Source organism: Promicromonospora sp. NFX87 (assembly GCF_048564965.1).
GTDB lineage: Bacteria > Actinomycetota > Actinomycetes > Actinomycetales > Cellulomonadaceae > Promicromonospora.
Genome location: NZ_CP183413.1, coordinates 4,514,239 through 4,539,618, shown reverse-complemented (window position 1 = coordinate 4,539,618; position 25,380 = coordinate 4,514,239). Strand labels below are relative to the sequence as shown.

Genomic DNA, 25,380 nt, shown 5'->3' with positions numbered 1-25,380 from the left:
GGGTTGACCCTGACGCAGGGGCAACCCCGCATCCTCGTCGCATGAACCCAAGAACGGACATCGGAACGAGTCCCGGAGCCGGCGCCGGAGCGCCCGCGATCCGCGTGCGCGGGCTGGAGAAGTCGTACAAGGACCTGCGGGTGCTCAAGGGCGTGGACCTCGAGGTCGCGCGCGGCAGCATCTACGCCCTGCTCGGCTCCAACGGCGCGGGCAAGACCACCGCCATCAAGATCCTGTCCACCCTCCTCAAGGCCGACGCGGGCACCGCGAGCGTGAACGGGTACGACGTCGCCACCCAGGCCGCCGACGTGCGCGAGTCGATCAGCCTGACCGGCCAGTTCGCCGCCGTCGACGAGATCCTGACCGGCTGGGAGAACCTGGTCCTGGTCGCCAGGCTGCGCCACCTGGCCGACCCCGGCACGATCGCCGACGACCTGCTCGCCCGGTTCTCCCTGACCGAGGCCGGCAGCCGCAGGGCCGCGACCTACTCGGGCGGCATGCGCCGCCGTCTCGACATCGCGATGAGCCTGATCGGGAACCCGTCGGTCATCTTCCTCGACGAGCCGACGACGGGCCTCGACCCCGAGGCGCGCGTCGAGGTGTGGCGCACCGTCAAGAAGCTGGCCGACGGCGGCACGACGGTCCTGCTCACCACCCAGCACCTCGACGAGGCGGAGCAGCTCGCAGACCGGATCGCGATCCTGCACCAGGGTCGCATCATCGTCGACGGCACCCTCGCCGAGCTCAAGGCCCTGCTGCCGCCGGCCGAGATCGAGTACGTCGAGAAGCAGCCCACCCTGGAGGACGTCTTCTTCGCCATAGTCGGCGGCGACGGCGCTGCTGCGGGCAACGGCAAGAACAGCGAGGACCAGCGATGACCAGCCACTTCTTCAGCGACACCCGCGTCCTGACCGGGCGCTCCCTGACCCACATCCTGCGCAGCATGGACACGATCATCACCACCGCCGTCACGCCGATCGCGATGATGCTGATGTTCGTCTACGTCTTCGGTGGCGCGATCGAGACCGGCACGGACAGCTATGTCAACTACCTGCTGCCCGGCATCCTGATCATCACCGTCGCCTCCGGCATCGCCTACACCGCGTTCCGGCTGTTCATCGATATGCAGGGCGGCATCTTCGAGCGGTTCCAGTCCATGCCCATCGCCCGGTCGGCGGTCCTGTGGGCGCACGTGCTGACCTCGATGGTCGCCAACCTCGTCTCGATCGCCGTCGTCGTCCTGGTCGCGCTCCTGATGGGCTTCCGCTCCGGCGCGGGCCTCTCGGCCTGGCTCGCCGTGGCCGGCATCCTGGTCCTGTTCACGCTCGCGCTGACGTGGCTCGCCGTCATCCCGGGCCTCACCGCGAAGTCCGTCGACGGCGCGAGCGCGTTCTCCTACCCGCTCATCTTCCTGCCGTTCCTCAGCTCGGCCTTCGTGCCGACCGAGACCATGCCCGGGCCGCTGCGCTGGTTCGCCGACAACCAGCCGGTCACCTCGATCGTCGACACGATCCGCGCCCTCCTGGCCCAGGAGCCGGTCGGGACCGACATCTGGGTCGCCCTGGGCTGGTGCGTCGGCATCCTCGTGGTTACCTACTACTTCGCGATGGCCGCCTACCGCCGCAAGATCTCGTAGGGCACGCTGAACAGCATGCTGACGATCGGCCAGGTGGCGTCGTACGCCGGGGTGACGGTGCGGGCAGTTCGGCACTATCACCAGATCGGGCTGCTCCCGGAGCCGGAGCGGGACCGCTCCGGCTACCGGTCGTACGACGCCGCCACGCTGGTCCGTCTGATCCGGATCCGCACCCTTGCCGAGGCCGGTGTCCCCCTGGCCAGGGTGCAGGAGCTGCTCGACGCCTCCCCGGAGGAGTTCGCCCGGGCCGTCGAGGAGATCGACACGGAGCTGCGAGCGGAGATGCGGCGGCTGCGGGAGAACCGCAGGCGGATCGCCAGGCTGGCGGCCGGCGAGAGCCTGGCGCTCCCGCGGAGCGTCCTGGACTATCTCGACCGGCTGCGCGGCCTCGGGGTCGAGGAGCAGTACATAGTGCTCGAGCGGGACGCCTGGATCATGATGGCGGCCCGCGTGCCGGACGAGATCGACGACGTCATGGCGATGAAGCACAGGGAGCTGGACGACCCCGACGCGGTGCGGCTCTACAAGCTGATCAGCGACGCCGTCGACTGGTCTGTCGACGACGCGCGGATCGTCGAGATCGTCGACGTCATGGAGCGGCTCGCGCGCCGGGCCGTCGAGGCCGGCGAGGTGGTCGAGACCCACGACGACGGCCTCGACCAGCCGTTCGTGGACCTGCTGGACGCGCTGCCGGCCGAGTCACCGGGCGGCAGGCGGATCATCGAGCTGCTGGAGGAGCGAGGCTGGAAGGGCTGGACGCGGATCGAACGGGTGCCGCCCCGGTAGCCGAGCGCCAGTGACCCAGGTCATAACGCCTGAACCGTCAAGGAACCGTCAATGGCCGCGCCGATATCGGTGCGGGGGCTTGTAATGGCGGACGTGACTGCCACCGCGCCGCCTGCCGCGCCTTCCCCCGCACCGTCCCGGCTCCGGTCGTGGTTCCTGGCCGGGCAGGAGCTCCGGGCGGACAAGCTCGGGGCCTACGCGCAGGAGCGTCCGCCGGAGAAGGCGCACTCCTGGTGGAAGGTGATGTGCCTGACCGGCGTCGACTACTTCTCGACGCTGGGCTACCAGCCGGGGATCGCGGCCCTGGCGGCCGGGGTCCTGTCCCCGATCGCGACGATCGTCCTGGTCGCGCTGACGCTGCTCGGTGCCCTGCCCGTGTACCGCAGGGTCGCGCAGGAGAGCCCGCACGGACAGGGCTCGATCGCGATGCTCGAACGGCTGCTCACCTTCTGGCGGGGCAAGCTGTTCGTCCTGGTGCTGCTCGGTTTCGCGGCGACGGACTTCGTCATCACGATCACGCTGTCGGCCGCGGACGCCGCGGCGCACGCGGTGGAGAACCCGGCCGTCGCGCACCTGCTGGAGGGCGGCAACCTGTGGATCACGCTGGGCCTGATCGCGCTGCTCGGCGTGGTCTTCCTGGTGGGGTTCACCGAGGCCATCGGTATCGCCGTCGTCCTGGTCGGGGTGTATCTCCTGCTCAACGTGGTGACCATCGCGGTCTCGTTCGTCCACGTCTTCCTGGAGCCCCACGTCGTCGCCGACTGGTCCACCGCGCTCGTGACCCAGCACGGCAACCCGGTGATGATCGTCGCCCTGGCGCTGCTCATCTTCCCCAAGCTCGCGCTCGGCATGTCCGGCTTCGAGACCGGTGTGGCCGTGATGTCCCACGTCAAGGGTGACCCCACCGACACGACCGAGCGCCCGGCCGGCCGGATCCGCAACACCAAGAAGCTGCTGACCGCCGCCGCGGTCACCATGAGCTGCTTCCTGGTGACCAGCAGCCTGGTCACCACCTGGCTCATCCCGCAGGAGGAGTTCGCCGACGGCGGCGCGGCGTCCGGCCGTGCGCTGGCCTACCTCGCCCACTCGTACCTCGGCCCTGTCTTCGGGACGGTGTACGACCTGTCCACCATCGCGATCCTCTGGTTCGCCGGCGCCTCGGCGATGGCGGGCCTGCTCAACCTGATCCCGCGTTACCTGCCCCGCTACGGGATGGCACCGGAGTGGGCCTCGGCGGCCCGGCCGCTCGTGCTGGTGATCACGGCGATCGGGTTCCTCGTGACGTGGATCTTCAACGCCGACGTCAACGCCCAGGGCGGCGCTTACGCGACCGGCGTCCTGGTCCTGTTCTCCTCGGCCTGCGTGGCGGTCACGCTCGCGGCGCACAAGGCCGGGCAGCGCCGCCGCACCGTCGCGTTCGCCGTGATCACGCTGATCTTCTTCTACACCACGGCGCTCAACGTCTTCGAGCGGCCCGACGGCGTGAAGATCGGCGGCGTCTTCATCCTCGTGATCGTGCTCGTGTCCCTGGTCTCGCGCGTCACCAGGTCGTTCGAGCTGCGCACCACCGGCGTCGTGCTGGATGCCCGCGCCGAACAGTTCGTCCGCGAGACCGCCCGGCGCCAGATCCGCCTGGTCGCGAACGAGCCGGACGGCGGGGGAGCCAAGGAGTACCAGGACAAGGTCGGCCAGATCGTCTCCGACAACGACCTGCCCCGCTCCGGCGACGTCCTCTTCGTCGAGGTCACGCTCACCGACCCGTCCGACTTCGAGTCGGTGATCGAGGCCAAGGGTGTCGTGCGCCCCGGCGGGTACCGCGCCATCACGATGGAGGCACCCAGCGTGCCCAACGCGCTGGCCGCGCTCCTGCTGCACGTGCGCGACGTGACCGGCGTCCCGCCCCACATCTACTACGAGTGGACCGAGGGCAACCCGATCTCCAACCTCCTGCGGTTCCTGCTCTTCGGCGCGGGTGAGGTCGCGCCCGTCACCCGCGAGATCCTGCGCCGGGCCGAGCCCGACCGCAGCAAGCGACCGCACGTCCACGCCGGGTAGCCTGCCGGGTGGTCGCGAGGCTCGGCGTGGCAGAATCGCCCGGGTGCAAATCGGGATGATCGGGTCGCTCGAGGTGCGTCTGGACGACGGCGTCCTCGCCGAGGTGCCGGGCTCGCGGCTGCGGGCGCTCCTGATCGCCCTCGCGCTCGACGCCGGCCGCACGGTCCAGAAGGCGACGCTCGTCGACTGGATCTGGGGCGAGCAGCCGCCGTCCGACGCGACGAACGCCCTGCAGCGCCTGGTCTCCCGCCTGCGGAAGGTGCTGCCCGACGGCTCGATAGCGGGGCAGCCGAGCGGCTACCGGCTGCTGGTGGACCCCGATGCCGTCGACGCGCTGCGGTTCGAGCGTCTCGTGGACCGGGCGCGCGCCGCCGACGGCCCGCGGCGGGTGCAGCTGTTGCGCGAGGCGCTGCTGCTGTGGCGCGGCAAGGCCATGCAGGACGTCGACCTGGAGGGCAGCGCGGCGTTCGACGCCGCGGTCACCCGGCTCGAAGCGCTGCACCTGACCGCCCTGGAGGACCGGTTCGACGCGGAGATCGGCCTGGGCCACGGTGCCGACCTGGTCCCGGAGCTGACGGATCTGGTGGCAGCTCACCCGCTGCGCGAACGGCTCGTCGCCCCCCTGATGCGGGGGCTCGCCGCGGCCGGCCGGGACACGGACGCGCTGCTCGTCTACCAGCGCACGCGAGCGGCCCTGGCCGACGAGCTCGGCGTCGACCCCTCGCCGGAGCTGTCCGGCCTGCACGTCGCGCTGCTGCGCGGCGAGGTCGGACGGCGGCACGAGAGCCGGAGGACCAACCTTCGTGCCGAGCTGACCAGCTACGTCGGCAAGGACGCCGACGTCGCGGCGGTCCGCGCCATGGTCGGCGAGCACCGGCTGACCACCCTGACCGGGCCGGGCGGTGCGGGGAAGACCAGGCTGGCCACGGAGACCGCCCGCACGCTGGTCGACGACCTGCCGGACGGCGTCTGGCTGGTCGAGCTCGCGGTCGTCGGCGCCGACGGCGACGTCGCGCAGGCGACGCTCGCCGGCCTCGGCCTGCGGGACACGCTGCTCGGCGAGGCGACGGACCTGGAACCGGCCGAACGGCTCGTCGCGGCGATCCGCGAGCGGGAGATGGTCCTGGTCCTGGACAACTGCGAGCACGTGGTCGAGCAGGCGGCGGCGTTCGCCCACCGCCTCCTCGGGGAGTGCCGGCGGCTGCGGATCCTGGCGACGAGCAGGGAACCGCTCGGCATCACCGGCGAGGCGCTGTGGCCGGTCCTGCCGCTGGCCGTCCCGGAGGCCGACGCCGGCCTCGACGTGGTCGGGTCGGCACCCGCCGTCCGGCTGCTGCGCGAGCGGGCGAGGGCGGCGCGCCAGGACCTCGCGGTCGACGCCGCGACGCTGGCGACCATGGCGCGCATCTGCCGCTTGCTGGACGGGATGCCCCTGGCGATCGAGCTGGCCGCGACCCGGCTGCGCACGATGTCCGTCGACCAGCTCGCCGACCGGCTCGACGACAGGTTCCGGGTGCTGACCGGCGGCAGCCGCACCGCGCTGCCCCGGCACCGCACGCTGCGCGCGATGGTCGACTGGAGCTGGGAGCTGCTGACCGACGCCGAACGGGTCGTCCTGCGCAGGCTGTCGGTGTTCGCGGGCGGGGCGAGCCTGGAAGCGGCCGAGCGGGTCTGCGCGGGCGACGCGGGCGGGCCGGACGCGGCCGGACAGGCGCAGGTGCTCGACCTGCTCACTGCGCTGACCGAGAAGTCGCTGCTGATCGCGGACGACGGCGGCGGCGGCCCGCGCTACCGGATGCTCGGCACGATCAAGGAGTACGCCGCACAACGCCTCGCGGAGGCGGGCGAGTCGGACCTGGTCCGCCGGGCGCACCTGGACTGGTTCGTCGAGCTCGCCGAGACCACGGAGCCGCGGCTGCGCAGGCCCGAGCAGCTGCAGGGGCTCACCATGCTCGCCCGCGAGCACGACAACATCAGCGCCGCGATGCGCGGTGCGCTCGCGGCGGGTGAGGCACGGGCAGCGATGCGGCTCGCGGCCGGCGCGGGCTGGTACTGGTGGCTCAGCGGGTACAAGACCGAGGGCCTGGAGCTCATCACCGCGGCCGCAGAGCTACCCGGCGAGGTCGACGACAGGACCCGTGCCGCCGTCTACTCGCTCGTCGTCATGTTCGCCGGATCGGGGCGAGCCGCCGACGAGCGGCAGGTCGCGGACTGGATCCGCAAGGTCTACGAGATCAGCCTGCGCGACGGGCCCCACGACCCTCTGCTCGAGCTGGTCGTGCCCCTGGAGCGCATGCTGCGGGGCGCCGACCCGGTGAGTGCGTGGGAGTCGGTGCTCGACAGCGACGACCCCTGGGCGCGTGCGCTGGGCCGGCTCCAGCTCGGCAAGATGCGGGTGGTGCTCGGCCGTCCCGGACCGGACACGGACACGTACCTCGAGCAGGCGCTCACCGAGTTCCGTGCCCTGGGTGAGCGGTTCGGGATCTCCTTCGCCCTGACCGAGCTCGCGGACCGACGGGCGACACGCGGCGAGTTCGCCGCGGCGTCCGAGTACTACGAGCAGGCGGTCGCGGTGGTGGCCGAGGTCGGGGCCGTCGAGGACGTCATCCGGTTGCGGTCGGGCCAGGCGCGGCTGTACCGGCTGCTCGGCGACGAAGAGGCGAGCGCGGCGGCGATCGCCGAGGCGGCACGGCTCGCGGAGCGGGTCACGTGGCAGGAGGCGCTCGCGGAGGTGGCCCTGGCCAGGGCAGAGCTCGCGCGCTGGGCCGGTGACGCCGAGGAGGCCCGCCGGCAGCTCGATCTGGTGATCACCGGTCTGGGCGACCGGGCCGCGAACCTCAGCGCGGTGACGAACCATCAGCTGGGCTACCTCACCGACGATCTCGACGAGTCCCGCAGGCATCGTGCGGCGGCCTGCAGGGCTGCCGCCGAGTCGGGGTACGTGCCGACGCTCGCGCAGACCCTCGTCGGGGTGGCGGACCTCGCGCTGCGGTGCGACGAGCCCGAGCAGGCCGCACGGCTGCTCGGAGCCAGTACCGGGCTGCGCGGGCTGCGGGACCATTCCGACCCGGACCTGACCCGGATCGAGCGGGAGCTGCGGAGCCGCCTCGGCGACGCCGGGTTCGACGAGGCGGCTCGGCTGGGTGCGGAGACGAGCTGGGACGAGCTGGTCGCGGTCACGCTCGCCGCTACATGAGGCCAAGGATCAGGGCCAGGGTGCCGAACGTCGACATCAGGAGGGTCGTACCGACGTGCATCCCGATCGACAGGCGGAGGTCCTTCTTCTTCCACACGAACCACGGCCCGGGGAAGAAGAAGATGACGCGGGACAGGAACACCCACGGCGACCAGAGGTGGTACAGCGAGAAGAGGACAGTGCTGAGCACGGGCGCCCATGCGCCCAGGTGCTCCAGCCGGGGCATCAGGAAGCCGCGGAAGTAGTACTCCTCGATGAGGGGGAGCGAGAACCCGGTGAACGGGATGGACACCGCGAGGGTGATGATCATGACCGTGCGGCTGTTGCCCTCGAGGTAGGTGGTGGCGCTGGCGCCGACGTCGTCGAACGGCAGCCACGTGAAGAACGCCTCGAAGACGACGGAGTCCAGGGCGGTGAGCGCCGTCGAGACCGCGACGAACCACACGATGAGCCCCGCGACCATGGCGACGAGCCGGCCACGGGGGACCGGCTTGTCCAGGTAGCCCAGCACGCCACGCAGCGTGTACCGCCCGGTGCGGCGGCGCCCCAGCCAGAGCAGACCGAGCTGGAGCGGGAAGAGCACGATGATCAGCGCGATCGCCCAGCCCGCGAACGACGGGAGGTCGAGGGCCCGGACCAGGGGCTGAGCGAGGGCGAGGTAGACGGCGACGATCAGGACGCCGGGCACGAGGTGGAGCGCGATGGACAGTGGCAGTGAGTGGCGGTCCGCGAGCAGCAGATCGACCATCCGGTTCGTTCGGGTGTCTGGTGCGGAGGCTGCGAGCCCGTGTGTGTTCTCCATGCCGGAGATGTTCGCGTGGTCCGCGGACACGGCCCTGACACGGCGCTGACACGGCCCCCGGGTCAGCTCCGGTCGTTGTTCGCGATGATCTCGTCGAGCTTGGCCTTGAGGATCCTGGCGCCCTGGAGCAGCCGGCGCGTCGACTCGTCGAGCGTCGGCCCGGCCTCGTGGCTGGTGGCGTCGGCGCGGTGCCGCAGGCTCTCGCACTCCACGACCAGCGGGTGCCTCGCCGGGGCAGCCCGGATGAGGGGCATCAGGGCTTCCAAACCCAGCGAGGCCCGGAGGATCCGGACGCTCCGCGGTGTCGGCTCGGCGGTCAGCGCGTCTACCGCCTCGCCCAGCCCGTCCGACATCGCGCGCAGCCCCATGAGGACGTCCCCCTGGCGGGACTTGGCGTCGGCGATCGTACCGATCACCTCGACGTAGGCGAGTCGGTGGGCAGGGCTGACGGTGCGGGTGAGGAAGCCGACCATCCCCGCGGCGTCCAGGCAGAGCGTCGCGGGCTTCCACTGCCGGGAGTCGACGTACCCCTTGCCGATCGCCCGGAGCCGGTTCATCAGGCCGGGGGCCTGTTCCAGCTCGGAGTCGGACAGCCGCGACAGGGCCCCGGCCGCGCCGAGCTGCGACAGCATGCCGCCCAGGCGCAGCTGCACACCGTTGGTGGCGATGTTGATCCGTCTGCGCAGCTCGGCCTCGTCGACCGCCGGGACCCCGCCGTCGCCGTCCGCGACCAGCACGTAGGCCTCGGTGAGCCGTGCCACGGCCTCGACGAGCTGCGATCCCACCAGGGCGGTCTGCCCCGCCGACGCCAGCGCCCAGGCTCGTACCGGGTCGAGCTCGGGGCGGTCGAGCGCCTCGAACCGCACCGCCCGGAGCGCGGCCTCGGCCCGGGTCGTGCCGTCGCCTCCCGCGAGGGCCACCGACTCGGCCTCGTACAGCTCGTCCACGGCGTGCCGGAGTGCGGGGGAGGAAGCGGCCAGCGCCCGGACGGTCTCCAGGCCGTCACCGGTGGACACGAAGGTCAGGGTGTGGCCGTCGGCGGTATGGGCTGCCGGCCGGGACCGGGCAGCGGCGACGGGCCGCCACGGCGCCCACGGGGTCCCGTCCAGGTAGGGCCACTCGTCCAGCGCGAGCGCCGAACGCAGCGACTTCCGCAGGAGCACCAGGAGCGACGGGAGCCCTGGCAGCGGGTCGGCGTGCGGCAGGTCGGCGGCGAGCGGCCAGTCGTCCAGCGCTGTGAGCTGGGCGTGGACGGTGTTGTGCATCATGCCCTCGAGCAGGGTGACCCCGCGCCCGGCGTCGTCGAAGCTGACCTCGTAGGCGATCCCGTTCTTCCAGGTTCCCTTCCTCAGCTTCTTGAGCCAGGCCCGCGCGTCCTCGTTCGAGGCCCAGGAGATCTCGCGCGGCAGCTCCCGGCCGGGTTCGATCTCGACCAGGAAGCCGTGCGCCCGCCGCGCGCGCCGGAAGACGTACAGCACGGCCTGCTCGGCCGGGTCCCGGCGGCCGACCAGGCCGATGACGCGCCGCAGCTCGATCGGCGCCCTGGCGTCGCGCAGCCAGGGCGGGTCGGCGACGACGGGGAGCATCGACCGGGCGGCGGCGTCCGCGAGCCGTTCGAGCTCGCCGTCGTTGGCGGCGGCCATCGCGTACAGGACCGCGCGGGCCTCCGGCGTCCCCTGAGCGGCCAGCTCCCGGACGACGGCGTCGCGGCCCGGGCCGTCGCAGAGGTCGGCGGCGAGGTGCAGGGGGATGCTCGCGACGGCGCCGAGGTGCTCGGCCCGCACGGCGTCCGACTGCTGCAGGAGGTCGGCGCCCAGGAGCAGCGCGTGGCGCACGGCGTGCTCGACGTCGACGGACCGGTCCATGCGTCCCATGATCCCGTACGCCACCGACAGATAGCATGACCTGCGAACACGCTCGCGCTGATCGAGGAGCCACGGTGTCACTGAGTTACTACCTGTACATCTCGGACTCCAAGATCGACATGATGCTGCCGCAGATCGACCCCGGCTCGACGAAGGGTCACCAGACCGAGCTGTCCATCGGCCTCAAGATGTTCGGCGCCAGGCGGACCTCCGTGTCGGCCCCGGGCGCCGACCGGATCGCCCGGCTCGAACGGGTGGTCCGCCACCTGAGCGACACCCGGTCGGTCGGGTCGCTCGACGCCCCGGAGAGCTTCTTCTGGGGGCTGATGCCCATGCGCTGGCGCGTGATCCCGAGCGAGACCGGCGGACCGCTCGCGTTCTTCGGCGGCACCTGGGAGGGCAAGTCGGTGGGGCTCGGCGGGTCCGGCCGCCATCTGCTCGGCTCGGGCACGCCGGAGAGCGGGCACGGCCTGGGGTCGATGGCCCCCGCGCTCCTGGACGGGATCGCCTCCTCCGAGCTGGAGGACGAGCAGGTGGTGGACGCGGTCGAGGACGAGATCGACGGGGACCTCGACGCGCTCGAGACCGTCCGGAAGGCGGTCCGGGAGCTGCGCGGACCCACGCAGAACGTCGAGTTCGTCGCCAAGCGCCTGCTGGACGGCGACATCGGCGGCCCCGACGCCCCGCAGCCGGTGCTGCTCGGCACGCCCGTGTACGTGGCACTCGTGGACTGATCAGGCATGCCCGCTGCCGAACGGACCTCCGACTGGCGGCCCGGCGAGGTGATCCTGGACCTCTACGAGGTGCTCGGGAAGACCAAGGGCGGCATGGGTGTGGTCTACCGAGTGCGCCACCAGGACTGGGGCATCGACCTGGCGGTCAAGGTGCCGCGTGCGGCCCTCCTGCGGCACTCGCCGGAGTCCGTACGCAACTTCGAGACCGAGGCGGAGACGTGGGCCGGCCTGGGCGTCCACCCCCACATCGTGAACTGTGCGTACGTGCGCCGCATCGAGGACAGCCCCGGCGTCTTCGCCGAGTGGGCCGACGGCGGCAGCGTCGCCGAGGCAGTCCGCTCCGGTCGGCTCTACGCCGACGACCCGCTGGGCTCGGTCCTCGACGCCGCGATCCAGTCGGCCTGGGGCCTCGCGTTCGCCCATGCGCAGGGCCTGGTGCACCAGGACGTCAAGCCCGCCAACCTCATGCTCGCCGCGGACGGGACCGTCAAGGTGACCGACTTCGGTCTGGCCAGGGCGCGCTGGTCGGCAGGCGAACCGCCGGGCGGCGCGGCCGACCTGGCGGTCAGCCTCGGCGGCCTCACCGCCGCGTACTGCTCGCCCGAGCAGGCAGCGGCCGCGGCGAGTGGCCCACGGGACGGCGCGGTGCCCACCCTGACCGCCGCGACCGACGTGTGGTCGTGGGCGGTGACCGTCGTCGAGCTGTTCCTGGGCCGGCGCCCGAGCGAGTACGGCCAGGACGCCGGCGCGGCCTTCGCGGACCTGCGCCGTGGCGGCACCGACGGCCCCGCGCCGCTGCCCGGCCAGGTCGCGGACCTGCTGGCCGAGTGCCTCCGCGCCGACCCCGCCGAACGCCCCATCGACCTCGGCGCGCTCGCCGAACGGCTGATCGCCCTGCACGCAGAGCTGCTCGGCCGCCCCTACCCGCGCAGGCTCCCGGCCCAGGCGCGGCTGCTCGCCGACGGGCTCTCCAACCGGGCGCTGTCCATGCTCGACCTCGGACGGCCCGACCAGTCCGAACTGCTCTGGGAGCGGGCGCTCGAGGTCGACCCACGCCATCCGCACACCATGTACAACCGTGGGCTCCACCGCTGGCGGCACGGCAGGGCCACCGACGCAGAGCTCGTCCAGGAGCTGACGGGCATCGCCTGGAGTGACCAGGACGACTGGGTGGGCAGGTACCTGCTGGGCCTGGTGTACCGGGAACGCGGCGACGTGGCCGGCGTGCCCGAGCTCTTCGAGAGCGCGGCGCTGGCCGCTCCCGGGGAGGCGGCGGTCGCGGCGGCGCTCGCCGAGGCCCGGGCGGCGACCCCGACCGCGGAGCCGGTGGAGCTCGAAGGACACGACTCCGACGTCGTCTCGGTAGCCGTCAGCGCGGACGGCGCCATCGGCGCCAGCCTGGACGAGGGTGGTGTGCTGCGCGTCTGGGACCTGGACACGGGTGCCCGCCGCACCGCGATCCCGGTCACCGAGAACGGTGGCGCAACGGTGGCGCTGGCCCCGGACGGCTCCTTCGCGGTGGTCGTCGACGGCATCGGCTACCCGACGGTCTGGAACCTCTCCACCCCCACCTCCGCCCCTGCCGCCCCGCTGCGGCTCGGCTCGCGGCTCGAGCGCACCCTCGACGTCGTGGTCACCCCGGACGGGTTGCGGATCGTCACGCTCGGGACGGACGGGCGGGTCAGCGCCTGGGACCCGGCCACCGGCTCGCTCCAGGACACGTGGGAGGCGCCCGACGCCGTCCGCGACGCCCGCCCTGTCGCCGTCGACCCGACCGGCGCCTGGCGCGCCGACCTGCACGACGGCGCCCGACTCACGCTCTCCGCGATCGCCGACCCGGCCATCGCCGACCCCGCTCCCAGCCAGGTGCTGGACGGCTGGAACGCCGACCTGACGTTCGCCTCGGCGGGCGGCACCGCCCTAACCGTCGCCGACGACGGGACGGTCCGCGTCTTCTTCCAGGTCGGGGACGCCGCGGGGCCAGGCGAGGGGGACGGCGCCGGAGGCCCGTGGCGGCTCGCGGGTGAGCTCCGTGGCGCGCACTGGCCGGTCCGGCCGAGCGGCGACGGCCGGTTCGCCTTCGGCGGCGGCGTGTGGTGGGACCTCGCCGGACGACGGTGCCTGTACACCGGGGCGGACCGCGATCGGCTGGTGGCGCTCGATCGGTCGGGCACGGTCGCCCTGGCCGCACTGGGAAACAGTGTGACGGCGCACTACAGGCCAGATACGTCGTTCGTGGCCCCCTGGAGCTACACGCGCCCGCGTGACTCGACAGCGCTCTCCACCGAGTCCGACTCGGCGAGCCTCGCCCTCGACCGTTCGGCCCGCCTCGCCGCCGTCGGGCAGCTCCGGGAAGCCGCCCGGGTGGTCCGCGCCGCGCGCGACCTTCCGGGCCTGCGCCGCGACCCGCGGCTCACGGAGCGGTGGCGCGCCCTCGGCGCCCGGGCCCGGAGGCCGCGCCTGGAGGATGCCTGGCCGGTCCGGGAGCTGCGGGCGCCGTCCGGCCAGGACTGGCAGCTGGGCATCGCGCCCGCGAGCCGGCTGGCGATGGCCCACAGCCCGCGGTACCGCACGCCCTGGATCGTCGACCGCTCGGCGCCCCGGACGTCCGGTCCGCTGCGCTACCACACGGGACCCGTCACCGCGTCGGCGATCAGCGCGGACGGCGCCGTCGCCGTGTCCGGCGCGGCCGACGCGCGCGTCATCGTGTGGGATGCCGCGAGCGGGTCGGTGCGGCACCTCGTCGAGGCCCACAAGAGCCCGCCCCTGGTCGTCGCCGTGGACCGGCGCGCCGCCATGACCGGCTCCGGTGCCGGCGAGGTGGGCATCATCGACGTCGCCGGGGGAGGGCTGCGCGGACTGCGTGACGCGCACGCCGGTCCCGTACGGACGCTGGTGATCGCCCCCGGCGGCGAGATCGGCCTCTCCAGCGCCGAGGACGGCAGCGTCTGCTCCTGGGACCTCAGGTCCGGCGCCCTCCTGCACGTGCTGCGGCTCGAAGGTGGCTGGGCGCACCGGGCAGCGCTCAGCAGCACCGGGCACCGCGCAGTGCTCTGGATCACCGACGACGAGCTGCGCCTGTGGAGTCCCCGCAACGGCGCGACTCTCGCCGTCCTGAGCGAACCCGACGACGGGCGGCCCACGCGCACCACTGTGGAGTTCCCGTACGTCACCATGTCCCGATCCGGCCGGGCGGAGATGGTGAACCTCGACTGGCAAGCAGGTGGGGTGGCGGTGAGCGCCGACGGGCGATGGGCGCTCACCGCCGACCGTGCGCGTGGACCACGGATCTGGGACCTCGACTCCGGGCAGTGCACGAAGACGCTGCAGAAGGAGCCGGACGGCGTCACCGCGCTGGCGGTCACCCCCGACTTCGGACTGGCGGCGATCGCCGGTATCGACGGCGTCGACCTGTGGGACCTCACCACCGGGACGCTGCTCCGGAGCGTCGATGTGGGGCTCGGGTCCGTCCACCCGGGGCCGGGCACGGTCAAGGACCTTGCCCTCGCGCCCGACGGCGGCGCCATGGTCGTCTCGGACAGCGGCGGCAGGCTGCGGGAGTGGGCGCTGGACTGGGAGCTCGAGCTCCCGGACCAGGGGGAGCCGCTCGACGTCGGCTCGCAGGTAGATGCCGTGCCCGTCGAGACCGGTACCGATCCGCAAGCCGGTGGCGCGACCGACCTGCGCCTCGGTGACGAGGAGGAGCACCTCGGGACGCCGTGGCTGCGGCTGCTGGACACCGTGCTCGCCCGGCGAGCACTGCGCCGACAGGTGGAACGGACACTGGTCCACGCGACAGACCCGGAAGTGGGGAGCGACTGGTCGTCCGACGCCGCGGCGATCGCCCGGGCGGTCGCCCTGCTCGACCAGCGCGACTCCGGAGTGACCGTCGAGGAGCGGGCGCAGTTCGCCGAGTTCCAGGGACGACTGCGGGACGAGCTGGCGGCGCTCGCGGAGACCGCCCGTTCGGCAGAGCGCGCCGGACGCCACGCGGAGGCAGAGCCGCTGTGGCGGCTCGCCCTGGGCATCAGGTCCAACCTCGACGGTGCCGGGGCCCCGGACACGCGGACCGCCGTCGCCGACCTGGCCGCGTGCTGGTCCGCGCTGGGGCGCGCCGACGAAGCGGCGGCGCTGCTCGGTGCGGCTACCGTCGCACCCCCTCCGGTGGACGACGGGCCCGCCGACCCGGCCGCGCTCGAAGCGGACGTCCAGCGCATGACGGCTAGGCTCCGGGCCCTCCGTGCCGAGTCCACGCGTCTGCTCGAGGACCAGGGCCTGCGAGCGGCGATGGGGCCGGCCGAGACGGCGTTGGCGGTCGCCCGGATCGGCGACGCCCAGGACCGGTTCGGCGCGTCGAACCTGGCACTGGCTCTCACGATCCTCGGCGACCTGTGCAGGGCGGCAGAGCTGCCGTTCGCCGCCGTCCGCTACCTCGCTGAGGCGCTCGTGGTCTCGGCGCGGGCCAAGCTGGACGTACCGCTGGTGATACCGCTCGACAAGGTGGCCGGCCTGGTCGTCGCCGCGGCCAGCACCATCGACCTGCCCTACGGCGCGTGGTTCCGTTCCGGCGACACCGCGGCGGTCCGCGAGGCGATCGACCCTGCTGAGCGCGGTCTGCTCCGCGAGCTGATGCACTGGTGCGACGAGGCGGGTCGGGTGTTCAGCGAAGGAGAGGCCTCGAACTGGGCGTCCTTCTGCCACAGCGCCTCGATGGTCGTCGGCGAGGTCATGCGCGAGGACGATCCCTCTTTCACGGCCCCGCTGTGCGAGACCCTGCTGACCATCGCCGACCTCAGGTGCGCCGTCGGCGACCCGGCGGGCGGGGGTCACCTGCTGCGCCGCGCGATAGGCCTCGCGTACAACGGCTGCCTGGAGGACGAGGGGGACGTCGCGAGGCATCGAACCCTCGTCGCGACGCTCAACAGCAGCGTGCCCGTCCTGGAGCAGCTGGGCGAGACCGCGAGGGCCCGGGCGGCCGAGGAGGCCGCTGCGTACGTGGGTGCCGAACTGGCCGAGACGGCGTACGCACGGCGGGTCCCCGACGAGGCGGTGGATCGCATCCTGGACCTGGTCGAGGCGGAGGGCCGGCGAGCCTGACCGGCGCCGGCGCACGCCTGGGACGGCTGGGTCAGAAGGTGCGGCTCGCCACGTCCGGGCGGTGGGACGCCGCCAGGAGCTCGCGCAGGCGGTCGGCAGGGAGCGGTGCTCCCGCGTCCGCGAGGTAGTTCTCGGCGAAGACGTCGAGGTCGGCGACGTAGACAGGCGTGTACGCACCCGACTCGGGCTCGAACCGCCACGACTCGGCGAGGCTGCCGGCGTCGACCGGGTCGAAACCGAGCGTGCTGACGAGCGTGCCGACCGCCTGCTTGGCGCCGGCGTCGTCGCCCGCCACGGCGAGCCCGGACCGGTCGGTAGCGCCGGCCGGACGGGCGAGCGCCGGGATGTGGTGGGCGAGGATGTTGTTGAACGCCTTGACGATCACGGTGCCCGGGAGGAGCGCCTGCTCGTACTCCGCGGTGGTCAGGGCGTGGGAGTCCAGCTCCTCGATGCGCTCGTCGCGCGACGGGTAGTAGTTGCCCGTCGAGAGCACCGTCTTCGCGTGGAGCGCGTCGACCGGGAGCGCGCCGTACGCGGACAGCGGTACGGCCAGGACCACCATCTCGCCGAAGCTCGCGGCGTCGGCCACCTCGCCCGCCCCGGCGCTCTCGCCGAGCTCCTCGACGAGGCCGGCCAGCGACTCGGGCCCGCGGGAGTTAGCGATCACTACCTCGTGCCTCGCGGCGACCGCCAGCCTCGCGATGCCGGCGCCGATCGCGCCGCTGCCGATGATTCCCAGCTTCGTCATGTCGTTCTCCCTCTGTCGCGGGCGGGTGCGCCGCAGTCCTCCCGTCATCGTCCAACGTTCACATCAGTGTGAAGGTCAAATCGGGCCGGGTCGACGCGCGGCACCCAGGCCCGCTACGACGCCACCGGGTGCGGCTGCCCCGCGCTGCGGTCCATCGCCTCGATGTACCGCGTGAGGGCGGCACGGTTGTGCTCGAGGAGCGCGATCCGCTCCGCCATCCGTTCGCGCTCGCGGACGAGGATCTCGCGCAGCTCCGGATCGGGGTTGGCGACGACGATGTCCTGCGGCTGGTCGAGACAGGGGAGCATGTCGGCGATGATCCGCGTCGGGATGCCGGAGTCGAGGAGCCCGCGCACCTTCATGACCCGGTCGACGAGGTGGTCGCCGTACTCGCGGTAGCCGTTGTCACGCCGGCGTGGCCTGATCAGGCCCTGCTCCTCGTAGTACCGCAGCAACCGCCGGGGGACTCCCGTCCGTTCCGCCAGCTCGCCGATCCGCATCCTGATCCCGCCCTTCCGAAGCTTGACAGTCGTGTCAACGTTACCGCGACGGCCTCGCCGAGCTGCGCCGCGCTCGGCGTTTGGCCGCTGACCTGGGCCCTCGCCGTTCTACGATGCGCGGCATGCCCCACGCCGCTCTCCCTGGCCTGTCGTTCACCGCGATCGACTTCGAGACCGCCAACCCGAAGCGGGCCTCGGTCTGTGCCGTCGGGGTCGTCAAGGTGCGGGACGGCGTCGTCGTCGACTCGCTGGAGACCCTGGTCCAGCCGCCGCCCGGCCACGAGGCGTTCGGCAGCTTCAACGTGGCGGTCCACGGGATCACCGCCTGGGACGTGATGGGCGCGCCCACCTGGGACGTCGTCTACCCGAAGATCGCGGAGTTCGCCGGCGGGGACGCGCTCGTCGCGCACAACGCGTCCTTCGACCGCTCGGTGCTGACGCAGGCGAGCGCCGTGCACGGGATCTCGGTGCCGCGGGCGCAGTGGCTGTGCACGCGCGACACGGCGCGGTCGGTGCTGGACCTCCCGTCCTACAAGCTGCCCGACGTCTCGCGGGCGCTGAACATCGCCGCCCACTCCCACCACGACGCCGGAGCGGACGCGCGGCAGTGCGCGCTGGTGCTCGTCGAGCTGTGCCGACGGCTCGGCCCGGACTGGATGAGCCGGATGGGGCAGCACCTGAGGACGTGGTGAGCCGGCGAGAGATCTCGTCCGACGGGGCAACCTTCGGCCCACCCTCCCCGTAGTGGAAGGTATGAGGCAGGAGAGCGGGGCGACCATGAGCGAGTTCGGGACGAGCATGCCGCCGGACGACGGCGGGGCGCACGACGTGCGCGTCGAGGTGTCCCGGAACCGGGACGCGGAGTTCACCGCCTTCGTCCGTGACTCCGGCGCGTACCTCCACCGCACCGCGTACCTGCTGTGCGGGGACCGGCACCGCGCGGAGGAGCTGGTCCAGTCGACGTTCGAGCGGGTCTATCGCACCTGGGCCAAGGTGCGTCCGGGGACGCAGCTGGCCTACGCCCGCCGGATTCTCGTCAATGTGCGGATCGACGGCTGGCGGCACGGCCGGCGGGAGTCCTTCCCGGGCGATGACAAGCTTCCCGTCGGCGCCGCTCCGGACCATGTCGGTCGCCTGGCGCTGCGCGACGAGCTGGTCCGAGGGCTGGCCCAGCTCCCGGACCGGCAGCGCAGGGTCGTCGTGCTGCGGCACCTGCTGGACCTGCCCGAGGCGGACGTCGCCCGCGAGCTCGGCATCGCCGTCGGCACGGTGAAGGCGGCGAACTCCCGCGGGCTCGCCCGGCTGCGTGACGTGCTCAGAGCAGGCGCGGACGCCATCGAGCCGCCCGAGCTCGACGAGAGCATCGTGCTCGACCGGAGCCGCGCCGCACTGCGGCGACGCCGAACCGCGCAGGCGGTGGGCGCCGCATGCGTGACCCTCCTGCTGGCGCTCGGGGTCCTGACCCGCGGCCCGGTAGAGCTGCCCTGGGTCGGACCCGTGGTGCTGCCGGGCGGCCAGCTCATCACGTCCCTCTTCGACGAAGGCCCCACCGACGCGCTGGGGCCCGACCTCGGCTCGGGGTACACGCCGGTGGAGTGCCCCGACCAGCTGCCCGGGCCTGCGCCGGCCCGAGCCGCCGAGCCCGGTGACGACGTCGGCCCGCTCGATGACCCAGTCATCGTCGACGCCGCCGACACCCGCCCCCTGACCTGCCACGACGTCGACGTCGAGGCAGTCACGGGCGGAACCCTCGATGGTGTGGGGCTGCCGGTCACCGCCGACGGAGAACCACTGCCGGAGCCCCACGGGATCGCGCACACGGGCAAGATCTGGCACTTCAGCTACGCGGAGCTCCTCGACGACGACGAGGAGACCGACCGCGCGTACATCCAGACGAGGACCTGGGCGGGCAACGCGTCACGTTCCGCGAGCAGCCTGACGCACTACCAGGGCAGGAGGGTACTCCCGACCGGGCTCGCGGTGACCGGGGATCGTGTGGTCTGGAGTGAGCGCGCGGCGGAGGGCACGTCGCCCCGCAGGAGCTTCCTCCGTACGGAGAGCGTCTCCGGCGACAGCGTCACCACCCTGATCGATCCTCTGGTCAGCACCGAGGAACGGCTGTGGCTGCTCGCCACCACCGAGGGCCGCGCCCTGTGGACGGCCGGCGCCACCAAGGACGACACCCGCTTGTTCGCCATCACGCACGACGGCGACGGCACGCCGACGGAGCTCGCAGCCGGAGTCACGGCGCTCGCGGCGGACGACGACGAGGCGGTCGCCGCCGTCCTGGTCCCCGGTAGTGGCCCGATCCGCGTGACGACGATCCGGCTGTTCGACAACCTGGCGGGCGGGAACAGCTTCGGCACCGATCTCCTTGAGATCGATCACGACGCGTCGGCCGAGGTCACCCAGCTTGCCGTCTCGGACGACGTCATCGCGTGGACGGTCATGCCCGCCGGCGGCGGACCCGGTGCCCTCTACGTCTTCGACCGCGTCGGTGACGACGACAGCGTCGTCCAGCTTCCTGACGGCACCGTCACTGACCTCCGCGCGTCGGGCAGCCTGGTCTGGTGGACCAGCACCAACACCGCCGCCGAGAACCCGGCAGCCGCGTCCTACCTGTACCGCGCTACGGCGTCGGCCTCTGGATACGACGGTCCCGACCTCGCACGCTTCCCCGGTGGATCTGTGACAGCGGGCCTGGCCGGCGACCGCGCCGCCTGGCTCGAGGAAGCCGGTGCGCGCCGGTGGCTCGTGGAGGGTGCGGTCGTCCCTGTCCTGGAGCGTGGCTGAGCCGACGCCCATGGAACCGGAGCCCGAGCCCCAGCTCGGGTCCGGTTCCAACCCGAGTCCGGGCCCAGCCCCGGATCGGGTCCCGACCCGAGTCGGAACCCAGGCCTCTACCCTGAGCGGAGCCTACGACGGAAGCCCGGTTCTCGGCCTGTTCGGAGCAGGTGAAGTCCGGGTGAGGCTCAGGAGACGCGCAGCGTGGGGCCGTCGACGTCCACCGGCCCGTGCACGGTCGGGTGCTCGATCTGCAGGTTCACGGTGCTGCGCGACGTCGGGATCACAGCGAGCTGGGCCTCGTCGCCGCTGGTGTTGATGGCGCGCACGTGCAGGTGCCCGTCCTTGAGCTTGAGCGCGAACTGGTGGGCCCCGGAGACGAAGCGCACCTCGCTGTCGTCGCTGATCACGGTGGGGCCAGAGGGCAGGGTCTTCGGCATGTGTACAGCATGCCTCCTCTCGCGAGGTGCCTACGCACTCGCGGGCGGGAGCGCGTCGAGGATCTCCTCCCACGGGAAGTCGTCCGCTGCGTCGTCGCCCGACTCGTGCGGCTCGTTCGGGCCGATCACGACGTGCACGCCCCACTCCTTGAGGGTGGACAGGCTTCCCTGGTAGGTCGGGTGGTTGGCGAACCTGGCGTTGACGTAGGGCGCGACGGTGATGGGGATGTTGCGGCCCACCTGTTCGGCCAGACGCGTCAGGACATAGGTGTCGGCGATGCCGAGCGCCCACTTCGTGACCGTGTTGTAGGTGGCCGGTGCCACGATCACGGCGTCCGGGTCCGGGAGCGAGTACCCGACAGCGGTGTGGAAGTCGGTCCGCACCGGTCGGCCCAGGACCGCGGCGATCTGCGCCACCGCCTCGGGGAAGCTGCGCGCCGCCTGATCGGTGGTGAGGACGTGCACGTCCCAGCCTCGTTCGAGAGCCGGTGGGAGTAGCCGCGTCGGCACGTGCCGGATCGCGCCGGCGCCGGCCACGACGACGTACAGCACAGGTGAGCTCACGGTCCCGAGGCTACTGGTGGCGACGGATACGCATGGCCTCCCGTCCTACCGGCGGGACCCGGTCTCAGCCTCGACGAGCGCGGTGCCTCGTCGCCAGACCTGGCGGAGGTTGAGCGTGTCGGAGATGCGCCGGGTGGGGTCGCCGTCGACGAGGAGCAGGTCGGCGCGGACGCCCTCCAGGATTCGTCCGCGGTCGGCCAGGCCGAACCGCCGCGCCGGTGTGGAGGTCGCGGCCCGGAGCGCCTCGACGGGGGTGAGCCCCGCCTGGACGAGCAGCTGGAGCTCGTGGTGGACGCTGGCCCCGTGCGCCATGCCGCCCAGCGTGGGGAGCGGGAACGACACGTCGGTGCCGACGAGGAGGTCGACGCCGGCGTCGCGCAGCGCCCTGACCGAGGCCAGCACGTCGTCGAGACGGCCCTGCGGGTACCTGTCGTAGCTGCTCTCGAGCGTCGCGATCGAGGCGTCGTCGAGCCGTTCCCGCACCCGCGGGTCCGCTGCGAAGCCGACGGCCGGGATGCCCATCATCGAGGCGTTCAGCACGACGCACGGGACGACGAACGCGCCGGACGCCGCCACGTCGTCGATGATCTGCGGCGTGTGCGGCCGGTCCATGAACAGGTGGACGAGTCCGTCGACCCCTGCTGCGACGGCCGAGGCGGTGGCCGCGACGGTGAGCGTGTGGGCGACGGCCAGCAGGCCCTGCCGGTGGGTCTCCGCGACGCCGGCCGCGATCGTCGCGTCGTCGAGCATCGGGAGGCCAGGCGCGCCCTCGACGGTGCCGTCGTCGATCATGAACTTGATGTAGTCGGATCCGGCCGCCTTGAGCGGGGCGATGAACCCGACCGCCTCCTCTGGCGTGCTGGAGTACGGCATCACCAGGTCGGACCAGTCCGCGTGCTCCGCTTCTGCGCCCTCCCACGGGGCTTCGTCTCCGTCGGACTCGTCGTCGCCCATCAGCTCGCTCGGGTGCCCGCCGGGCGGGGTGATGCCGAATCCGGCCGACCGCACGTCGGCGAGCCGGTCGTCGTCGGTCACCGCGGCGCGCTTGTTCCTGGTGAACATGCCCTGCATCTCCAGCTCGGTCGTCACACCGAACCGGAGGGCGAGCGCGAGTCCTTCGAGCGAGGTGTGCACGTGGGAGTCGATGAGGCCCGGGAGCAGCGTGGCGCCCGCCGCGTCGACGACGTCGGCGTCGGCCGGAACCGCACCACCGACCGAGAGGATCCGGGCGCCCTCGAGGATCACGGTCGTGGCGTCGACGACCTCGATCCCGTCGAAGACCCGGGCATTGACGATTGCGGTCCTGCTCATGGCGGTTCTCCTCGCTCGCTGACCTGCTGACCTCATGACCATAACCCAAATCTGTAGTGACTACGAAAACGGGATCGCTTCGTATTCGGGACGGGTTCGCCCATGGGTAGACTGACGGGCATGGCAGGTGGAACTGGGCTTCGGGAGCGCAAGCGCGCTCGGACTCGTCGCGCCCTGAACGAAGCAGCCCTCCGGCTCTTCCTGGCGCGCGGCTTCGACGACGTCACAGTCGCCGAGATCGCGGAGGAGGCGGACGTCGCTCTGACGACGCTCTTCAGCTACTTCCCCGCGGGGAAGGTGGCCCTGGTGTTCGAGCAGGAGGAAGACCGCGCCGCCGCCCTGATGCAGGCGATCCGGGACCGTCCTGCGGAGACGGATCCGCTGCAGGCAGTCCACGCGTTCATGGAGACCCGGCTGCCGTTCGACACCGAGGACGCGCACTCCCGGGACGTCCTCAACCTGATCTACACGACGCCGCAGCTCCGGGCGTACGTCCGGGCGAAGTGGACGGACTGCGAGGACGAGCTGACGTCGGTCCTCGCCGAAGCGCGGCCCGACGTCGAGGACACGAGCCTGCGGGCGCTGGCGAGGTTCGCGCTCGAGATCCCCGACGTGGCCGCGCGCGAGGAGTCGCCCCGCGAGACGCTGGCTACTGTCTTCGCGAACCTTCGGCGGGGCTGGGGATACGACACGGATGAGCTCTGACCTGACGATCCTGGCTACGGCGCTCGACGCGGCCGACGACGACCAGACCGTGATCAGTCCGCCTGCCGGCTAGGCAGCCCGAGGGTGCGGGTAGGCCGCCTTGCGATCCTGAAAACTCAGGATGCTCGGGTTCTGGATCACGCCGTCGTGGATCTCGATCGCGCGGGAGATGGTGAGGTCCTTCGCCCACGCGGCCGGCCCTTCCATGACCGTGCGCAGGAACGGCAGGGTCGCCTCGCTGATCTCCCAGGTGGCCGAGTTCCAGAGGTACGAAGGGCTGTGGTCGACGGCGTAGTAGTCCACATCTCGGCCGACCTTGAACATCGGCTCGTCGAACGTGGTGGGCCTCGCCCAGTCGAAGCCCATGCCCTCGTCGCACGAGACGTCGATGATCAGCCCGCCTGAGGTGAAGCGCTCCAGGTCCTCGGTCCGCAGGTACGTCAGCGGCGCGGCGACGTCCTGCAGCGTGCAGTTGACGACGATGTCGTGCGACGCCAGGAACTCCGGGAGCAGGACATTGCCGGCTTTCGTGAGGACCTCGCTGAGGTGGGTCGGACCGTCGTCGGTGTTGAGCTGGGTGATGTGTGCGGTGTGGATCGGCGAGCCGACTGCTGCGACACCACGCTGTGTGAGGACCTGGATGTCGTGGATCCCGTGCGCCTTGAGCGCGGTGACGGCGCCTCGGGCCGTGGCACCGAAACCGATGACGACCGCGCTGAGCCGTGGCCCGTAGTCCCCGGTAGAGCCGACCAGGCTCAATGCGTGCAGCACGGAGCAGTAGCCGGCGAGCTCGTTGTTCTTGTGGAACACGTGCAGGCTGAAGTCGCCCCCGCGGGTCCAGTGGTTCATCGCCTCGAAGGCGATCAGCGTGAGCTGGCTGTCGATCGCCGTCTGCGTCATTCCGGCGTCCTGCACGCAGTGCGGCCAGCCCCACAGGACGCGGCCCTCGGGGATCGCTTCGACGTCGGCCGCTTGCGGCTTGGGCAGCAGCAGGACGTCAGCGGACTGGAGTACTTCGGAGCGTTCCGCGACCCTGCCCACGCGCGACTCGAGGTAGCCGTGCTCCAGCCGGAAGTCGGCGCCGTAGCCGCGCTCGACGATCATCCGGGCGCGCAGGTCCGGGTCGATCCGGTCGAGGTGATGGGGGTGTATCGGCAGCCGCCGCTCGTTCTCCATCGAGGAGTTCGCGAGCAGCCCGAGGGTGAGCAGGTCGCCGCTCGGTGATGCGCCGCTCGACGACGTGGTCTGGACGGCGGGGGAAGGCTGAGTGGCGTTGGAAATCGTGATTCCCATCATTGGGGAACCGAGGTCAGTTCCTTCCTTGACTGTACGCCGGTCTCTCGCGAGCTCAGCCTTCGCGGCAGGGGGACCCGTTCTCGTGGAGCTGGTCGTCGCTGCTGGGACACAGCGGCAGCGACCCCAACACACTCCCCGCCATCACCGGCGTGTCGCATGCAGTGTGTAGCGGTGGCCGGTTTACGGCCTCACGCCGCCGGCTCACTGAGCAGCTGCCACCGCGGACTGCACGCCGAACCACTGCTCGGCGCCGTAGGCCTCGAACCGTTCAACCTCGGTGAACCCCAGCCTCGTCGCGAGGCGTACCGAGGGCTCGTTGGCGGTCTGGGTAGTGAGCACAACCGCCTCGCCGGGAAACGCGTCGGCGAACCAGGAGAGTGCGGCCGCGCAGGCCTCCGCGGCGTACCCCTTTCCCCACGCATCGGGCAGGAACAGGAAGCCGAGCTCGACCTTCCCGATCGCCGGGCGGACCCCATGCCCCGCGTCGCGCCGTTCGAGCGAGACGATTCCGATCGCTGCCCCGTCGAGGTCAACCACGAAGCCGCCCGGACGCTGCCTCGGCACCTCGGGGACCGCTCGCTCGAGCTCGTCACGCGGCCGTGGGCCGCCGATGTAGGCGCAGACTTCCGGCGAGGCGTTCAGCTCGATGATTGCCGCGCGATCCCGGGGCTCCGGCGCGCGCAGCACGAGCCGCTCGGTCCTGATCGGGACGGGCGGCCATGCGACGGGTCCCAGGTCTGCCATGCGTGGAGGCTACCGGTTGCGTTCCGACGTCTGACGGCGACTGCCCGGGCCCTGCCATGGGGACCACAAGCCGGGGTTCTGGAAGGATGCCGACAGCGAGGTCTGAGCCTCGTACGG

Annotated in this window: 19 protein-coding genes; 10 read left to right on the top strand and 9 right to left on the bottom strand. The window is 72.0% G+C overall.

All coding sequences use genetic code 11. The features are described from left to right. Window positions 1-41 precede the first annotated feature (41 nt). Genes ACNYC2_RS20360 through ACNYC2_RS20340 form a run of 5 tightly spaced genes read left to right on the top strand, consistent with a single transcriptional unit; the run spans window position 42 to window position 7,673 of the window. Window positions 42-878: an ABC transporter ATP-binding protein gene (locus tag ACNYC2_RS20360; protein WP_419703539.1), complete on the top strand. Its 837-nt coding sequence runs from the start codon at window positions 42-44 to the stop codon at window positions 876-878. Then, entirely contained in the window at window positions 875-1,636 is a 762-nt protein-coding gene (locus tag ACNYC2_RS20355; protein WP_419703538.1) for an ABC transporter permease, read from the top strand. The genes ACNYC2_RS20360 and ACNYC2_RS20355 overlap by 4 nt, the downstream gene beginning before the upstream one ends. Before the next feature lie 15 nt (window positions 1,637-1,651). Further along, window positions 1,652-2,422, top strand: coding sequence for a MerR family transcriptional regulator (locus tag ACNYC2_RS20350; protein ID WP_419703537.1), 771 nt, complete (start codon window positions 1,652-1,654; stop codon window positions 2,420-2,422). Between the two features lie 51 nt (window positions 2,423-2,473). Continuing rightward, window positions 2,474-4,477: an amino acid transporter gene (locus ACNYC2_RS20345; protein ID WP_419703536.1), complete on the top strand. Its 2,004-nt coding sequence runs from the start codon at window positions 2,474-2,476 to the stop codon at window positions 4,475-4,477. A gap of 43 nt (window positions 4,478-4,520) precedes the next feature. Further along, window positions 4,521-7,673, top strand: a complete 3,153-nt coding sequence (locus tag ACNYC2_RS20340; protein ID WP_419703535.1) for a BTAD domain-containing putative transcriptional regulator — start codon at window positions 4,521-4,523, stop codon at window positions 7,671-7,673. Here ACNYC2_RS20340 and ACNYC2_RS20335 read toward each other — a convergent pair. After that, entirely contained in the window at window positions 7,666-8,475 is an 810-nt protein-coding gene (locus ACNYC2_RS20335; protein ID WP_419703534.1) for a CPBP family intramembrane glutamic endopeptidase, read from the bottom strand. The two genes, ACNYC2_RS20340 and ACNYC2_RS20335, sit on opposite strands and share 8 nt — an antisense overlap. A 62-nt stretch (window positions 8,476-8,537) precedes the next feature. Further along, window positions 8,538-10,340, bottom strand: a complete 1,803-nt coding sequence (locus ACNYC2_RS20330; protein ID WP_419703533.1) for a hypothetical protein — start codon at window positions 10,338-10,340, stop codon at window positions 8,538-8,540. A gap of 74 nt (window positions 10,341-10,414) precedes the next feature. Here ACNYC2_RS20330 and ACNYC2_RS20325 point away from each other — a divergent pair, with 74 nt between their 5' ends. Together ACNYC2_RS20325 and ACNYC2_RS20320 are read left to right on the top strand one after the other, a co-directional pair. Next, window positions 10,415-11,074, top strand: a complete 660-nt coding sequence (locus ACNYC2_RS20325; protein ID WP_419703532.1) for a DUF7019 family protein — start codon at window positions 10,415-10,417, stop codon at window positions 11,072-11,074. A gap of 6 nt (window positions 11,075-11,080) precedes the next feature. Beyond that, complete coding sequence (locus ACNYC2_RS20320) at window positions 11,081-16,171, top strand: protein kinase domain-containing protein (protein WP_419703531.1); 5,091 nt, start codon at window positions 11,081-11,083, stop codon at window positions 16,169-16,171. 31 nt (window positions 16,172-16,202) lie between these two features. Here the strand turns inward: ACNYC2_RS20320 and ACNYC2_RS20315 are convergent, their stop codons facing one another. Then, complete coding sequence (locus tag ACNYC2_RS20315) at window positions 16,203-16,919, bottom strand: NADPH-dependent F420 reductase (RefSeq protein WP_419703530.1); 717 nt, start codon at window positions 16,917-16,919, stop codon at window positions 16,203-16,205. 113 nt (window positions 16,920-17,032) lie between these two features. Beyond that, entirely contained in the window at window positions 17,033-17,419 is a 387-nt protein-coding gene (locus ACNYC2_RS20310; RefSeq protein WP_419703529.1) for a MerR family transcriptional regulator, read from the bottom strand. A 122-nt stretch (window positions 17,420-17,541) separates the two neighbouring features. Between ACNYC2_RS20310 and ACNYC2_RS20305 the strand changes: the two genes are divergently transcribed. Together ACNYC2_RS20305 and ACNYC2_RS20300 are read left to right on the top strand one after the other, a co-directional pair. After that, a complete protein-coding gene (locus ACNYC2_RS20305) occupies window positions 17,542-18,111 on the top strand; it encodes an exonuclease domain-containing protein (protein WP_419703528.1) in 570 nt (189 codons plus the stop codon). 85 nt (window positions 18,112-18,196) lie between these two features. Next, window positions 18,197-20,212, top strand: coding sequence for a SigE family RNA polymerase sigma factor (locus ACNYC2_RS20300; protein ID WP_419703527.1), 2,016 nt, complete (start codon window positions 18,197-18,199; stop codon window positions 20,210-20,212). 179 nt (window positions 20,213-20,391) lie between these two features. Here the strand turns inward: ACNYC2_RS20300 and ACNYC2_RS20295 are convergent, their stop codons facing one another. Genes ACNYC2_RS20295 through ACNYC2_RS20285 form a run of 3 tightly spaced genes read right to left on the bottom strand, consistent with a single transcriptional unit; the run spans window position 20,392 to window position 22,518 of the window. Further along, window positions 20,392-20,643: a hypothetical protein gene (locus ACNYC2_RS20295; protein WP_419703526.1), complete on the bottom strand. Its 252-nt coding sequence runs from the start codon at window positions 20,641-20,643 to the stop codon at window positions 20,392-20,394. Window positions 20,644-20,673: 30 nt separating this feature from the next. Next, a complete protein-coding gene (locus ACNYC2_RS20290) occupies window positions 20,674-21,207 on the bottom strand; it encodes a flavoprotein (protein WP_419703525.1) in 534 nt (177 codons plus the stop codon). 45 nt (window positions 21,208-21,252) lie between these two features. Then, complete coding sequence (locus tag ACNYC2_RS20285; RefSeq protein WP_419703524.1) at window positions 21,253-22,518, bottom strand: amidohydrolase family protein; 1,266 nt, start codon at window positions 22,516-22,518, stop codon at window positions 21,253-21,255. Window positions 22,519-22,638: 120 nt separating this feature from the next. On the opposite strand from ACNYC2_RS20285, the gene ACNYC2_RS20280 reads away from it, so the two are divergent. Then, a complete protein-coding gene (locus tag ACNYC2_RS20280; RefSeq protein WP_419703523.1) occupies window positions 22,639-23,223 on the top strand; it encodes a TetR/AcrR family transcriptional regulator in 585 nt (194 codons plus the stop codon). Window positions 23,224-23,292: 69 nt separating this feature from the next. On the opposite strand, the gene ACNYC2_RS20275 is transcribed toward ACNYC2_RS20280, so the two are convergent. Next, entirely contained in the window at window positions 23,293-24,399 is a 1,107-nt protein-coding gene (locus ACNYC2_RS20275; RefSeq protein WP_419707870.1) for a N(5)-(carboxyethyl)ornithine synthase, read from the bottom strand. 321 nt (window positions 24,400-24,720) lie between these two features. Next, on the bottom strand, window positions 24,721-25,263 hold the full coding sequence (locus ACNYC2_RS20270) for a GNAT family N-acetyltransferase (protein WP_419703522.1): 543 nt from the start codon (window positions 25,261-25,263) through the stop codon (window positions 24,721-24,723). Window positions 25,264-25,380: the final 117 nt, after the last annotated feature.